The 14,307-nt window shown below is 52.9% G+C and carries 14 protein-coding genes; 13 read left to right on the top strand and 1 reads right to left on the bottom strand.

Annotated elements, in window-relative coordinates; genetic code table 11:
• Window positions 1-67: 67 nt before the first annotated feature.
• From pabC to ptsG, 6 genes are all read left to right on the top strand, one after another.
• On the top strand, window positions 68-883 hold the full coding sequence (gene pabC / locus AAIG39_RS24265) for an aminodeoxychorismate lyase (RefSeq protein WP_343194925.1): 816 nt from the start codon (window positions 68-70) through the stop codon (window positions 881-883).
• Window positions 880-1,902 (top strand): cell division protein YceG, encoded by a 1,023-nt coding sequence (gene yceG, locus AAIG39_RS24260; RefSeq protein WP_090087907.1) that lies wholly within the window; start codon window positions 880-882, stop codon window positions 1,900-1,902. Before pabC ends, yceG begins: the two co-directional genes overlap by 4 nt.
• Window positions 1,892-2,533, top strand: coding sequence for a dTMP kinase (gene tmk / locus AAIG39_RS24255; RefSeq protein ID WP_249572179.1), 642 nt, complete (start codon window positions 1,892-1,894; stop codon window positions 2,531-2,533). Before yceG ends, tmk begins: the two co-directional genes overlap by 11 nt.
• Entirely contained in the window at window positions 2,530-3,534 is a 1,005-nt protein-coding gene (gene holB / locus AAIG39_RS24250) for a DNA polymerase III subunit delta' (RefSeq protein ID WP_343194924.1), read from the top strand. The genes tmk and holB overlap by 4 nt, the downstream gene beginning before the upstream one ends.
• Window positions 3,535-3,544: 10 nt before the next feature.
• A complete protein-coding gene (locus AAIG39_RS24245; RefSeq protein WP_090087902.1) occupies window positions 3,545-4,339 on the top strand; it encodes a metal-dependent hydrolase in 795 nt (264 codons plus the stop codon).
• 299 nt (window positions 4,340-4,638) lie between these two features.
• Window positions 4,639-6,072, top strand: a complete 1,434-nt coding sequence (gene ptsG, locus AAIG39_RS24240) for a PTS glucose transporter subunit IIBC (protein WP_090087900.1) — start codon at window positions 4,639-4,641, stop codon at window positions 6,070-6,072.
• Between the two features lie 153 nt (window positions 6,073-6,225).
• Here ptsG and fhuE read toward each other — a convergent pair whose 3' ends face one another.
• Complete coding sequence (gene fhuE / locus AAIG39_RS24235) at window positions 6,226-8,406, bottom strand: ferric-rhodotorulic acid/ferric-coprogen receptor FhuE (RefSeq protein ID WP_343194923.1); 2,181 nt, start codon at window positions 8,404-8,406, stop codon at window positions 6,226-6,228.
• A gap of 336 nt (window positions 8,407-8,742) precedes the next feature.
• Between fhuE and hinT the strand changes: the two genes are divergently transcribed.
• From hinT to AAIG39_RS24200, 7 genes are all read left to right on the top strand, one after another.
• Window positions 8,743-9,102, top strand: coding sequence for a purine nucleoside phosphoramidase (gene hinT, locus AAIG39_RS24230; RefSeq protein ID WP_090087896.1), 360 nt, complete (start codon window positions 8,743-8,745; stop codon window positions 9,100-9,102).
• A gap of 1 nt (window position 9,103) precedes the next feature.
• Window positions 9,104-9,478: a YcfL family putative periplasmic lipoprotein gene (locus tag AAIG39_RS24225; RefSeq protein ID WP_090087895.1), complete on the top strand. Its 375-nt coding sequence runs from the start codon at window positions 9,104-9,106 to the stop codon at window positions 9,476-9,478.
• A 10-nt stretch (window positions 9,479-9,488) separates the two neighbouring features.
• Window positions 9,489-10,151 (top strand): penicillin-binding protein activator LpoB, encoded by a 663-nt coding sequence (gene lpoB / locus AAIG39_RS24220; RefSeq protein WP_343194922.1) that lies wholly within the window; start codon window positions 9,489-9,491, stop codon window positions 10,149-10,151.
• Window positions 10,132-10,956, top strand: coding sequence for a thiamine kinase (thiK, locus tag AAIG39_RS24215; protein ID WP_343194921.1), 825 nt, complete (start codon window positions 10,132-10,134; stop codon window positions 10,954-10,956). The genes lpoB and thiK overlap by 20 nt, the downstream gene beginning before the upstream one ends.
• A gap of 2 nt (window positions 10,957-10,958) precedes the next feature.
• Window positions 10,959-11,984, top strand: coding sequence for a beta-N-acetylhexosaminidase (gene nagZ / locus AAIG39_RS24210; protein ID WP_090088003.1), 1,026 nt, complete (start codon window positions 10,959-10,961; stop codon window positions 11,982-11,984).
• 39 nt (window positions 11,985-12,023) lie between these two features.
• Window positions 12,024-12,566, top strand: coding sequence for an alpha/beta hydrolase YcfP (ycfP, locus tag AAIG39_RS24205; RefSeq protein ID WP_041851713.1), 543 nt, complete (start codon window positions 12,024-12,026; stop codon window positions 12,564-12,566).
• Window positions 12,567-12,836: 270 nt separating this feature from the next.
• A complete protein-coding gene (locus tag AAIG39_RS24200) occupies window positions 12,837-14,141 on the top strand; it encodes an NAD(P)/FAD-dependent oxidoreductase (RefSeq protein WP_249572183.1) in 1,305 nt (434 codons plus the stop codon).
• Window positions 14,142-14,307: the final 166 nt, after the last annotated feature.

Here is a 14,307-nt window from a genome sequence, read left to right as displayed (position 1 = left end):
CAGTGTTCTCCGCTTGTCCTGTGCAGAGTGTCCTGCCACACTACTCTGCCACGCATAAGGAGCCTCTATGTTATTGATTAATGGTTGCGAGCAGGCATCTCTTGCCGCAAATGACAGAGCGACTCAATTCGGCGACGGCTGTTTCACTACGGCACGTATCGACAACGGCACGATCAGTCTGCTGGCTGAACATCTGCATCGTCTCAAACTGGCGTGTGACAGGCTATTTATTCCTTTCAGACAATGGGAAGAGCTGGAAGACGAAATGTGTCGCATTGCCTCGGAAAGAACCAGCGGGGTCCTGAAAGCTATCATCAGTCGTGGCGCCGGCGGACGCGGTTACAGCGGAGCCGACTGTCAAAACCCGACGCGTATTCTCAGTGTTGCCGCTTATCCTGTGCATTACGCTCGCTGGAGGGAAGAGGGCGTCACGCTGTCGCTCAGCCCTGTGCGACTGGGGCGTAATCCGCATCTTGCCGGTCTCAAACATCTCAATCGTCTTGAGCAGGTGCTGATCCGCCGTTATCTTGAGCAAACACACGATGACGAGGCGCTGGTTCTTGACAGTGAAGGGTGGGTTACGGAATGCTGTGCCGCGAATATTTTCTGGCGCAAAGGCCGTGATGTATTTACCCCAAACCTGAGTCATGCGGGTGTAGACGGCATCATGCGGCAATTTTGTCTGCGCCAGCTGGCATCTTCCGACTATCGCGTTGTCGAAATCAATGCGTCACCTGATGCACTCAACACTGCTGATGAAGTCATTATCTGTAATGCATTAATGCCTGTCATTCCCGTGCGCGCGTGGAATGACATACGCTGGACTTCCCGGGAGTTGTACCAATTTCTGGCCCCTCTTTGTGAGCACCCGATATCGTCATGAAAAAAATGTTGCGCGTTGTACTTCTCCTTCTGCTGGTCCTTGTGATTGCGGCAGGCGTAGGTATATGGAAAGTTCGTCAGTTGGCTGACAGTAAGATCCTCATTAAAGAGGAGACTATTTTTACGCTGGAGGCCGGAACCGGGCGCGTTGCGTTGGGTGAACAGCTTTATAGCGAGAAAGTGATTAATCGCCCGCGTGTCTTTCAGTGGTTGCTGCGTGTGGAGCCTGATCTTTCGCACTTTAAAGCTGGTACCTACCGTTTTTCCCCTGACATGACGGTGCGTGAAATGCTCCGGTTGCTGGAAAGCGGCAAAGAGGCGCAGTTCCCGCTTCGTCTGGTTGAGGGGATGCGGCTAAGCGATTACCTGCAGCAGCTGCGTGACGCGCCATATATCAAGCACACCCTGAAAGATGACGAGTATGCGACGGTTGCAAAGGCACTGGATCTCGAGCATGCGGACTGGGTGGAAGGATGGTTCTGGCCGGACACCTGGATGTATACCGCTAACACTACGGATGTTGCACTGCTCAGGCGCGCGCACCAAAAAATGGTGCGGGCGATTGACCAGGCGTGGGAAGGGCGAATGGAGGGGTTACCCTACCAGGATAAAAACCAGATGGTGACCATGGCCTCCATCATCGAGAAAGAGACAGCAGTAGCCAGCGAGCGCGATCAGGTGGCATCGGTCTTTATCAACCGTCTGCGTATCGGGATGCGGCTGCAAACCGATCCCACCGTGATTTATGGGATGGGGGAGCGGTATAATGGTAAATTGTCACGCGCTGACCTGGAAACGCCGACACCTTATAATACCTATATCATCAGCGGCCTGCCGCCGGGTCCCATTGCTACACCTGGCGAAGCCTCATTGAAAGCTGCGGCGCACCCGGCAAAAACGCCCTATCTCTATTTTGTCGCTGATGGTAAAGGTGGGCATACATTTAACACCAATCTCGCCAGCCACAACCGGTCAGTGCAGGACTATTTAAAAGTACTTAAGGAAAAAAATGGGCAGTAAATATATCGTCATTGAAGGGCTTGAAGGGGCAGGAAAAACCACCGCACGCGATGTTGTGGTCGACACGCTGCGTCAGTTGGGTGTGGAAAAGATGATTTTCACCCGCGAGCCGGGTGGTACTCAACTGGCAGAAAAGCTGCGCAGTCTGGTGCTGGACATTCGCTCTGTCGGCGATGAGACGATTACAGTTAAGGCCGAAGTATTAATGTTTTATGCTGCCCGCGTTCAATTGGTTGAAACGGTGATTAAACCTGCACTGGCCAACGGGAACTGGGTAATAGGCGATCGCCACGACCTCTCTACACAAGCCTATCAGGGCGGTGGACGCGGTGTTGACCAGACGATGCTGGCAACGTTGCGTGACGCAGTACTGGGGGATTTCCGCCCGGACCTGACGCTTTATCTGGACGTTACGCCGGAAGTAGGGCTCAAACGCGCTCGCGCCCGTGGCGAGCTGGACCGCATAGAACAGGAGTCTCTGGATTTCTTCAACCGTACACGCGCGCGCTACCTTGAATTGGCTGCGGCAGATGAAAGCATTCGTACCATTGATGCCACGCAATCGCTCGAAGACGTTATGGCGGATATTCGTCAGACTGTTACTGCCTGGGCGCAGGAGCAGGGCGCATGAGATGGTACCCGTGGCTGCGGTCGGATTATGAGCAACTGGTCGCCAGTTATCAGGCCGGTCGCGGGCATCATGCATTACTGGTTCACGCGCTACCGGGAATGGGTGATGATGCGCTGATCTATGCGCTGAGCCGTTATCTGCTTTGCCAGCATCCGCAAAATGCCAAAAGCTGCGGCCATTGTCGTGGCTGCCAGTTAATGCAGGCGGGTACCCATCCGGATTATTACCAGCTGGCGCCCGAGAAGGGCAAGACTACGCTTGGGATCGATGCGGTACGCGATATCAGTGAAAAACTGTATGAACATGCGCGTCTTGGCGGCGCTAAAGTTGTCTGGATCCAGGATGCCTCGCTATTAACGGACGCGGCGGCAAATGCCCTGCTCAAAACGCTGGAAGAGCCGCCGAAAGAGACCTGGTTTTTTATGAACTGCCGTGAGCCGGCGCGATTACTGGCAACCTTGCGCAGCCGCTGTCGGATGCATCACCTCGCACCACCCGCTGAAAGCTATTCTTGTGCCTGGCTTGCCCGCGAGCACAGCGCGTCACATGAAACGATTGTCAGTGCGTTACGCTTGTGTGGCGGCGCTCCCGGTGCGGCAGCGCAACTGCTGCAGGCGGACAACCGCGCACCGCGTCAGGCGCTGTGCCAGTCCGTTGGACAATTGCTGGGGGATGGCAACTGGCTGTCGCTGCTGACAACACTGAACCACGAACAGGTGGCCGAACGTCTACACTGGCTGGCAACACTTCTGTTGGACGCGCTGAAGGTTCAGCAGGGCGCAACGCTGCTGACGAATATGGATGCGATTATGCTGGTACGCCAGCTTGCCAGCCAGTTTGATGGCGAACGCCTGCAAGCCTGCATGCGTGCGGTGGCTGAATGTCGCGAACAGTTGCTGACAGTGGTTGGCGTCAACCGTGAATTACTTTTGACCGACCTTTTATTACGCATAGAGCGTTACCTGCAACCCGGTGCCGCGTTGCCCGGACAGTATTTTTAAGAGAGAAATTATGTTTTTAGTCGACTCTCATTGCCATCTCGATGGCCTGGATTATCAGTCGTTACATACGGACGTGAATGACGCATTAAATAAAGCCGCGGCCCGCGATGTGAAGTTTTTCCTCGCCGTGGCGACGACACTGCCGGGTTATCGCAGTATGCGCGCTTTGGTGGGAGAACGTAGTGATGTGGCTTTTTCCTGCGGCGTTCATCCGCTCAATCAGGATGAAGCCTATGCGGTGGAAGATTTACGCCAAATGGCCGCAGAAGAAGGCGTTGTGGCGATGGGTGAAACAGGGCTGGACTATTACTACACGCCGGAAACTAAAGTCCGCCAGCAAGAGTCGTTTCGTGACCATATCCGTATTGGTCGTGAACTGAACAAGCCGGTTATCGTTCACACTCGTGATGCGCGTGCAGATACCCTGGCTATCCTTCGTGAAGAAAAGGTGTCGGACTGCGGAGGCGTACTACACTGTTTTACGGAAGACAGGGAAACGGCGGGTCAGTTATTAGATCTCGGCTTCTATATCTCATTTTCCGGGATCGTCACTTTCCGTAACGCGGAGCAACTGCGTGATGCGGCGCGCTATGTCCCGCTTGATCGTTTGCTGGTGGAAACCGATTCGCCTTACCTGGCGCCAGTTCCCCACCGCGGTAAAGAAAACCAACCGGCGTATGTACGGGATGTAGCTGAATATATGGCAGTTTTAAAGGGCGTTTCGGTCGATGAACTGGCGCAAAAAACCACAGAAAACTTCGCCACGTTGTTCCATATTGATCCGTCCCGCCTGCAATCCCTCTGAATTTTCAGCTTATTTTAGTGCTCGTAATTAATAAGTAATAAGAGTAAAGTTCACCGCCACAAAAGAGGCGGTGAACGCTTTTTTTGACACATTCGGTAACGGGTTTTGTAAATCTATGAAAGTTTTGCCTCTGACGCTAACTGAAACGTGATAGCCGTCAAACAAACTTATTCGGATTTATTTTACTCTGTGTAATAAATAAAGGGCACTTAGATGTCCTGTTCACAGCACGGTTCTCCCCCCGTGCCAACGCGCAAAAAGCGTAAAAAAAGCACAAATACTCAGGAGCACTCTCAATTATGTTTAAGAATGCATTTGCTAACCTGCAGAAGGTCGGTAAATCGCTGATGCTGCCGGTATCCGTACTGCCTATCGCAGGTATCCTGCTGGGCGTCGGGTCTGCTAACTTCAGCTGGCTGCCAGAAGTGGTTTCTCACGTAATGGCCGAAGCAGGCGGTTCTGTTTTTGCTAACATGCCGCTGATCTTCGCTATCGGTGTTGCTCTGGGCTTCACCAATAACGATGGCGTCTCCGGTCTTGCTGCTGTGGTTGCCTACGGCATTATGGTTAAAACCATGTCCGTGGTTGCACCGCTGGTACTGCATTTACCTGCAGAAGAAATCGCGGCTAAACACCTGGCAGATACTGGTGTCCTCGGTGGTATCATCGCCGGTGCCATCGCTGCGTATATGTTTAACCGCTTCTACCGTATTAAGCTGCCTGAGTATCTGGGCTTCTTCGCCGGTAAGCGTTTTGTTCCGATTATCTCCGGTCTGGCCGCTATTATCTTCGGTGTTGTGCTGTCCTTCATTTGGCCGCCGATTGGTACTGCTATTCAGGAATTCTCTCAATGGGCTGCCTACCAGAACCCGGTTGTTGCGTTCGGTATCTACGGCTTCATCGAGCGCTGCCTGGTACCGTTTGGTTTGCACCATATCTGGAACGTTCCTTTCCAGATGCAGATCGGCGAATTCACCAACGCTGCAGGCCAGGTATTCCACGGCGATATCCCGCGCTACATGGCAGGCGACCCGACTGCGGGCAAACTGTCTGGCGGCTTCTTGTTCAAAATGTACGGCCTGCCGGCTGCTGCTATCGCGATTTGGCACTCTGCTAAACCAGAGAACCGTGCGAAAGTGGGCGGTATCATGATCTCCGCAGCGCTGACCTCGTTCCTGACCGGTATCACCGAGCCGATCGAGTTCTCCTTCATGTTCGTTGCGCCGATCCTGTACGCAATTCATGCGATCCTGGCTGGTCTGGCGTTCCCGATCTGTATTCTGCTGGGTATGCGTGACGGTACGTCCTTCTCTCACGGTCTGATTGACTTCATCGTCCTGTCCGGCAACGGCAGCAAACTGTGGTTGTTCCCGGTTGTAGGCCTGTGCTATGCAGCGGTTTACTACACCGTGTTCCGTGTGCTGATCAAAGCGCTGGATCTGAAAACCCCGGGTCGTGAAGACGTATCCGAAGAGTCTAAAGCTGGTGCAACCAGCGAAATGGCTCCGGCACTGGTGGCTGCGTTCGGCGGTAAAGAAAACATCACCAACCTGGATGCCTGTATCACTCGTCTGCGCGTTAGCGTTGCCGATGTGGCAAAAGTTGACCAGCCTGGTCTGAAAAAACTGGGCGCGGCAGGGGTAGTCGTTGCTGGTTCTGGTGTACAGGCAATTTTCGGTACTAAATCCGATAACCTGAAAACCGAAATGGATGAGTACATCCGTAGCAACTAAGCCGTAAAGTCTGGGGAGACTGAGGCAGCCGAAAGGCTGCCTTTTTTACATTTAAGGGCAAGTGAAATAAGACTAACGGCAGAAGCTGGAGATATTGCAATAAAAAGCCCGTCAGCGAACTAACGGGCAGGGGTTAGCATCCGAATACGACCATCAGAAGTTATAACTAGCGCTGAGGGAAAAATTACGCGGTGCGCCGTAGACGGTATAGCTACCGACATAATCGTAATACTCACGGTCAAACACATTGTTCAGGTTTGCCTGGATGGCGAAAGCTTTGGTGACCTGATAGCGACCAAATAGATTAACCAGTGCGTAGCTGCCTTGTTCTGCGCGCTGGGTGTCCGACACGTCGGTCCAGACTTTGTTCTGCCAGTTTACTCCGCCGCCGATTGTCAGCTCAGGCAGTGTCGGTAACTGATAGCGGGTGAACATCTTCATGGTCGTGCGCGGCTGATCGGAGCTGACGGCCTGGCCCTGTTTGTCTTCGGCAATAAAGCGAGTCGCGCCGAAAGTTAATTGCCAGTTATCGGTCAGCGCACCATTGAGTTCAAACTCTATACCTTTACTGACGACGCCATCGAGAGATTCATAGATAGACTCCCCGTCTGGCATGTAAGTGTAAGTATTGCTGGCAACACCGTCTTGCTCAATACGGAACACGGCAATGGAGGTTGTCAGGCGGGAGCTGAACCAGTCTGCTTTTACCCCGGCTTCATAACTCTTACCCGTAGTGGGATCAAGATAGCGCCCGGACGCATCACGTTTGTCCTGCGGCTGGAAGATCTCGGTATAGCTGGCGTATGCGGACCAGTCTTCATTGATGTCATATATCAGACCTGCATACGGTGTGATATCGTCTTTGGTGCTTTCCAGTCGGGTTGAAGGCGCGCCCGAGGGGTTATAACGAATATTGTATTCGGTATAACGTGCGCCGAGGATCAGACGCAGCGGATCGGCCAGCGAGAAACGTGCCGAGGTATAAGCAGAAGACTGACGAATGTCATCCTTACTATACAGCGCCCATGGCGTCCATGCCGGGTCGGCAATATTACCGTTCCAGCCACTCTTGAATGAGCCTACATCGATCATCGTGCCTGGGGTGTCCGGCAGGGAATTGTCATAGTGGTTGCGCTGGCGACTGTAGCTGGTGCCGAACATCAGTTCATGCTGTCGGCCAAACAGGTCAAAACCGCCACGCATGAAGGCGTCAATGGCATCCTGTTTACGCTCACCACGGTTCCAGCCACCGTAACCGACCATTCCCTGGCCTGTGGCTTCATCCGGATAACCGTACATATACATCATTTTGGTATCGAAATTGGTTTGCGCATGCATACCATTAACGTGCGCTTCCCAGCCGTTGCCAAAGCGCTGTGTCAGGTTCGCGAACACTTTAGTGTTGTCTTTATCGGAATAGGCCCAGTTCGGCGCCACAGTTGTGCTGCGATCATATTTCGCTTTGCTGCCATCGGCGTACCAGGTGGGCAGGCCGCCCCAGGTAGGGCTGTCGGTCTGGCTTTCCTGATATTCATATCCCAGCGATAAGGTAGTGTTGTCGGTGACATCAGCATCAACGACACCGTAGATAAATTTCTTGCGATAGTGGTAGGTATCGACCCAACTGTCATTATCCTGGTAACCGGTGATGAGGCGGCCACGCACTTTCCCCGATTCGCTCAGTGGTGCCTGCAGATCAAGGACATAACGTTGTTTATCCCAGCTCCCGTAGGTAGCTGAGACGTCACCTTTAAATTCGGTGCTATCCGCATGTTTACGCACCATATTGACATAGGCCGCCGGGTTGCCAGTGCCGGACATCAAACCCGTCGCGCCACGCACTACTTCGATACGGTCATAGATAGCGGTATCGGCGGCAGTATCACCGAAGTTCCAGACTTCACTGATCGAGGTCGGGAGATCGTCATAAGCGTAGTTGTTGACAAAGAAGCCACGTGAATAAAACACGGTGCGATCGCTGTCCTGTACCTGAGCAGTGACACCGGTTGTATTACTCAATACCTGCCCGATAGAGTTCAGGTTCTGATCCTGCATACGCTGCTGGCTGATAACGCTTACCGATTGCGGTATATCACGTGGCACGAGCAGCAACTTTGTCCCGGTGGTAGTGGTTTGAACGCTGTAATCCTGAGCCTGATGGGTATCACTTTGATCGCCAGAGGCGCTTTCAACGATGATGGTTTCATCATCACCGGATGTGGTCACCGCGAAACTTGTGGCTGGTGTTAACGCAAAACCAATACAAACAGCCAGTAATGATGGCGCACAGGCAAGTGAATGCTGATCATTCCCGGCGTTAATGGCGAAAGACATTATTAACCCTTAATGGTGTGTTAACAGGATCGTCCGGTTCGCGATACGTTGTCAGCGCCCGGTCTGTTTTGTATTTTCAATTAATAAATGCGCATGAAAATGCAAATGCGAAATATACGCATTCAAAATTGCAATGTAAACAGATGTAATATTCATGTCTGAGTAAGTGATTTAAAGGGCTTATACGTAGGGGTTGGTTATAACGCCACCAGCTGGTGGTGAAATCTTGAAGAAAAAGAGCGTTATAGTTGAAACAGCCGAAGAATCTCGCTCATACTCTACACTGTATCTCGTGATGGGGCGGTTTCGCCCGCGCGTATAAACAAGGAAAACGTCATGGCCGAAGAAACCATTTTCAGTAAGATTATCCGTCGTGAAATTCCGTCGGACATCGTCTATCAGGATGAATTAGTTACCGCTTTCCGTGATATCTCTCCTCAGGCGCCAACGCATGTACTGATTGTGCCAAATATCCTCATTCCAACGGCTAATGATATTACCGAAGCGCATGAACAGGCTATGGGGCGTATGATGACCGTAGCGGCGAAAATTGCCCGCGCTGAGGGGATTGCGGAAGATGGTTATCGCCTGATCATGAACTGTAACCGTCACGGTGGACAGGAAGTCTGGCATATCCATATGCATCTGTTGGGTGGTCGCCCCTTAGGCCCAATGCTGGCACATAAAGGCGAGTGATATGATCAACGGACGCGTTGCACTTCTGGTGACAGCCCTGACATTAGTCGGTTGTGGCTCGCGTCCTGCGATCCCGGTGGCTAACGATCAAACGCTGGTGATGGAAGCCAATGTTCTGGCCGCAGGTATTACCGCTGAATCCCCCACGCTGAGCACGCAAGAAATCCAGCCCTCTGCTTCGTCTCGTCTGTTCAATGAACGCGCGCAGCCGGTAACCATCAATTACCGTTTTTACTGGTACGACGCCAGAGGCCTGGAAATGCACCCGCTCGAAGAACCGCGTAGGGTCACGATCCCGGCGCACTCCGCTGTCACACTTTATGGAAATGCAAATTTCCTGGGTGCGCACAAGGTCAGACTTTATCTCTATCTATAAGGGGTGAAAATTGATTAAAACATTAGGACGTTTCGCGCTACTGACCACAGTAGCGGTTATCCTTTCTGGGTGTATTACCCGTGGCGAGCAAGAACCCGCGCCGGTTGAACAAGCGAATCCAACGCCGCAGCAGCCTGTTCCGCCGCAACCACAGCCGTCGCAACCAGTACCGACGGTGCCGTCTGTGCCGTCGATCCCGGAGCAACCAGGGCCAATCGAACATCCTGATCAAACGACACAGCCGACACCGCGTGAACGTCACTACGACTGGAACAGCGCCGTACAGCCGATGATGGGTAAAATGTTGCAGGCGAGCGGAGCCTCAGCAGGTAACGTTCTGCTCGTTGACAGCGTGAACAACCGGACTAACGGTTCGGTGAAAACCAGTGAAGCGACCGAAACCCTGCGTAACGCGTTGACCAACAATGGCAAATTTACCCTGGTTTCGGCGCAACAGCTGGCAATTGCCAAGCAGCAACTGGGCCTGTCGCCGCAGGATAGTCTCGGTACGCGCAGCAAAGCTATTGGTATTGCCCGCAATGTAGGAGCCCAGTACGTGCTGTATTCCAGCGCGACAGGCAACGCCAACGCGCCGACACTGCAAATGCAACTCATGCTGGTGCAGACTGGCGAAATTGTCTGGTCGGGTAAAGGTGCGGTTCAGCAACAATAATCTTACGCGTGACGCGCTGCTGTCACGCTATTTCCCGCATTATGCTCCCGTCGACGGTCAGGTTACTGGCCTGAGTGGCGGGAGTTGTCTTATCAGTAACGGCCATCACTGCCTGATTTTACGTCAGCAGCACCAGGCGGCATCGTCACCCTTTTTGCGTCAGTATCGCGCGCTTAAACGATTACCGCGCCGCATTGCGCCGCAACCACGCTTCTTCGGTAAAGGGTGGATGGTCATTGACTATATTCCTGGCGTCCTGCAAAGCAGTTTGCCGGCCAGCCATAACCTGGCGGTCTTACTGTATGATCTGCATCGCTGCGCCCCCTTTGGCTGGCGTCTTAACCTGCTGCCTTTGCTGGAGGCGTACTGGCAGCAGTGTTTGCCGTCACGCCGTACATTATTCTGGCTGCAGCAATTAAAATTACGCAGGAAAGAGGGCGAGCCGGTACCCTTGCGGCTGGCTCCATTACATATGGATGTTCATGCGGGCAACCTGGTGCACAGCCATGACGGGCTACGTTTGATCGACTGGGAGTATGCCGGTGATGGTGATATCGCGATGGAACTGGCAGGCGTCTGGACCGGGAGCGAGCATCAGCGGCGTGAACTGGTGGCTGAATATGCACGTTGCGCCATGCTGGATGAAACGCGTTTATGGCGTCAGGTCCTGCGCTGGCGTCCGTGGATAGCGATGCTGATGGCGGGCTGGTTTGAATGCCGCTGGCAGCAGACGGGCGATAGACAATTTATAACGCTGGCTGATGCCGCATGGCGCCAGTTAAAGATGAAAGGAAAAGAGAGATGAGTGTGGGTCCGGTCATGTTAGATGTGCAAGGCTACGAACTGGATGCGGAAGAGCGCGAAATTCTGGCGCATCCGCTGGTGGGGGGCCTGATTCTGTTTACCCGCAATTATCACGATCCGGCGCAGTTGCGCGAACTGGTCCGCCAGATTCGTGCCGCATCACGTCATCGCCTTGTGGTCGCTGTCGATCAGGAAGGTGGTCGGGTTCAGCGCTTTCGTGAAGGTTTTACCCACCTGCCGGCAGCCCAATCCTTTGCGGCCTTGCTGGGGATGGAAGAGGGCGGCAGAGTGGCAGAAGAGGCGGGCTGGCTGATGGCAAGCGAGATGATCGCGATGGATATCGACATCAGTTTCGCGCCCGTGCTTGATGTGGGACATATCAGCGCCGCGATTGGCGAACGCTCCTATCACGAGGATCCGGTAAAAGCGCTCTCCATCGCAGGGCGTTTTATCGATGGCATGCACAGTGCGGGCATGAAAACCACCGGTAAGCATTTCCCGGGGCACGGCGCCGTGACGGCCGATTCACATAAAGAGACTCCACGAGATCCGCGTGCTCACACGGAGATTCGCAGCAAGGATATGGCGGTGTTCCGCACGCTGATAGAACAGGGCAAGCTGGATGCGATCATGCCTGCGCACGTTATTTATACGGATGTGGACTCTCGCCCTGCCAGCGGCTCGCCCTACTGGCTGAAAACCGTGCTGCGCGGCGAGCTCAATTTCGATGGCGTGATTTTTTCCGACGATTTATCGATGGAAGGCGCGGCAATCATGGGTAGCTATGCCGAGCGTGGCCAGGCATCGCTGGACGCAGGTTGCGATATGATCCTGGTCTGTAATAATCGTAAGGGCGCAGTGAGTGTATTGGATAACCTGTCGCCGATCAAAGCAGAGCGTGTTACGAAATTGTATCATAAAGGTTCATTTTCCCGTCAGGAATTGCTGAGTTCTGTACGCTGGAAGGCCGTCAACCGTGAACTGGAGCAACTTCACGCGCGGTGGCAGGAGCACAAAGCGGCTCAGTGAGCCTTTGCGGGCGGGGCACTGGAGTAGGGTGAGGATACAATGATCATCTATTTGCACGGTTTTGACTCAAACAGTCCGGGAAATCATGAGAAGGTACTGCAACTGCAATTTATCGACCCGGATGTCCGGTTGATCAGTTACAGCACGCGTCATCCGAAGCATGATATGCAGCATTTGTTAAAAGAGGTGGACAAAATGCTGCAGCTCAACGTGGATGAACGGCCGCTCATTTGCGGCGTGGGGCTGGGAGGATACTGGGCGGAGCGCATTGGTTTCCTGTGCGACATTCGGCAGGTCATGTTCAATCCTAACCTGTTCCCCTTTGAGAACATGGAAGGCAAGATCGACCGACCGGAAGAGTACCTCGACATTGCCACAAAATGTGTGTCGAATTTTCGCGAGAAAAATCGCGATCGTTGCCTGGCAATCCTCTCTCGCCGGGATGAAGCGCTGGATAGTCAACGTTCGTCTGATGTTCTGCACCATTACTATGAAATTGTCTGGGACGAAGAGCAGACGCACAAATTTAAAAATATCTCGCCGCACCTGCAGCGAATTAAGGCTTTTAAAACACTTGGTTAATCCTCTCAGCCCGACACCCGTCGGGCTTTTTTTGTTCCCTTCACTCACAGGTTTTAGCTCACGTTTTCGACCAGCTTGTTTCATAGCAGCTACACTTGTTCATCTTTTAGGCATCAAAACTTGATGCATATCAATTTTGGTATGACCAATGCACCGTTCATGTTATTCTCACTGACATAATTTGGTTTTCGTGATGTAACTTGTTGTTAATTAAGAGTTATGTTTATAACTTTTAATTAACAATTGGTTAATAATTTTGAGGGGGTCACGTTGACTACACCATTGAAGAAAATTGTGATTGTTGGCGGTGGTGCCGGCGGGCTTGAACTGGCGACACAGTTGGGTAAAAAATTGGGCCGCGGTAAGAAAGCAAAGGTTACGCTGGTGGATCGCAACCATAGCCACCTGTGGAAACCGTTGCTGCACGAAGTGGCAACAGGATCGCTGGATGAAGGCGTCGATGCGCTGAGCTACCTGGCGCATGCCCGGAATCACCATTTCCAGTTCCAGTTGGGCTCCGTGGTTGATATCAATCGTGAAGCGAAGACTATTACCCTGGCGGAGTTGCGTGACGAGAAAGGTGAACTGCTGGTTCCTGAACGTAAGCTGGCGTACGACACACTGGTGATGGCGTTAGGCAGTACGTCAAATGACTTCAATACCCCAGGCGTAAAAGAGCACTGCATTTTCCTCGATAATCCGCATCAGGCGCGCCGTTTCCACCAGGAGATGCTGAACCTGTTCCTGAAATACTCTGCCAGCCTGGGGGCGAACGGCAAAGTGAACATCGCTATCGTTGGCGGTGGGGCTACGGGTGTAGAGCTGTCCGCCGAGCTACATAACGCGGTGAAACAGCTACACAGTTACGGTTATAAAGGGCTGACCAATGAAGCGCTGAACGTCACTCTGGTGGAAGCAGGCGAACGCATTCTGCCCGCACTGCCGCCACGTATTTCCGGGGCAGCGCACAATGAACTGACCAAAATGGGTGTGCGCGTTCTGACTCAGACGATGGTTACCAGCGCCGATGAAGGCGGTCTTCATACCAAAGAAGGTGAATACATTAAAGCCGATCTGATGGTCTGGGCGGCGGGTATTAAAGCGCCGGACTTTATGAAAGAGATTGGCGGTCTGGAAACGAACCGTATCAACCAGCTGGTGGTTGAGCCGACCCTGCAAACTACACGTGATGCGGATATTTATGCCATTGGCGACTGCGCCTCATGTGCTCGTCCTGAGGGGGGCTTTGTGCCACCGCGCGCTCAGGCTGCACACCAGATGGCCACCCTCGCGCTGCATAACATCCTTGCGCAGATGAAAGGTAAACCAACGAAGCCCTATGTCTATAAAGATCATGGTTCGCTGGTCTCACTCTCCAACTTCTCCACCGTGGGTAGCCTGATGGGTAACCTGATGCGCGGATCAATGATGATTGAAGGGCGTATTGCGCGCTTTGTTTATATCTCACTGTATCGTATGCACCAGATTGCGCTGCATGGTTACTTCAAGACGGGACTAATGATGTTGGTCGGCAGTATTAACCGTGTGATTCGCCCGCGCCTGAAGCTGCACTAAGAGGGCCCGCTGCTCTCCTGTGTCACATTTCAGGAGAGCAGTACATCATTCTGTCATATCGCCAGTATATGCTCGGATAACTCCGAATCATGTCATTCCCCTGCCTTATTTCACTTTTTTTCCGCTCATTCCGATTGGCTTAGTATCCTCCCAAGTTGCAAAATTG

The organism is Phytobacter palmae, from assembly GCF_039409775.1.
Classification (GTDB): Bacteria; Pseudomonadota; Gammaproteobacteria; order Enterobacterales; family Enterobacteriaceae; genus Phytobacter; species Phytobacter palmae.
This window is presented reverse-complemented; position numbering and strand designations above follow the sequence as displayed.

Coding starts and splice junctions, on each gene's coding strand:
- pabC (WP_343194925.1), top strand. CDS start 68: ATGTTATTGATTAATGGTTGCGAGCAGGCATCTCTTGCCGCAAATGAC.
- yceG (WP_090087907.1), top strand. CDS start 880: ATGAAAAAAATGTTGCGCGTTGTACTTCTCCTTCTGCTGGTCCTTGTG.
- tmk (WP_249572179.1), top strand. CDS start 1,892: ATGGGCAGTAAATATATCGTCATTGAAGGGCTTGAAGGGGCAGGAAAA.
- holB (WP_343194924.1), top strand. CDS start 2,530: ATGAGATGGTACCCGTGGCTGCGGTCGGATTATGAGCAACTGGTCGCC.
- AAIG39_RS24245 (WP_090087902.1), top strand. CDS start 3,545: ATGTTTTTAGTCGACTCTCATTGCCATCTCGATGGCCTGGATTATCAG.
- ptsG (WP_090087900.1), top strand. CDS start 4,639: ATGTTTAAGAATGCATTTGCTAACCTGCAGAAGGTCGGTAAATCGCTG.
- fhuE (WP_343194923.1), bottom strand. CDS start 8,406: ATGTCTTTCGCCATTAACGCCGGGAATGATCAGCATTCACTTGCCTGT.
- hinT (WP_090087896.1), top strand. CDS start 8,743: ATGGCCGAAGAAACCATTTTCAGTAAGATTATCCGTCGTGAAATTCCG.
- AAIG39_RS24225 (WP_090087895.1), top strand. CDS start 9,104: ATGATCAACGGACGCGTTGCACTTCTGGTGACAGCCCTGACATTAGTC.
- ycfP (WP_041851713.1), top strand. CDS start 12,024: ATGATCATCTATTTGCACGGTTTTGACTCAAACAGTCCGGGAAATCAT.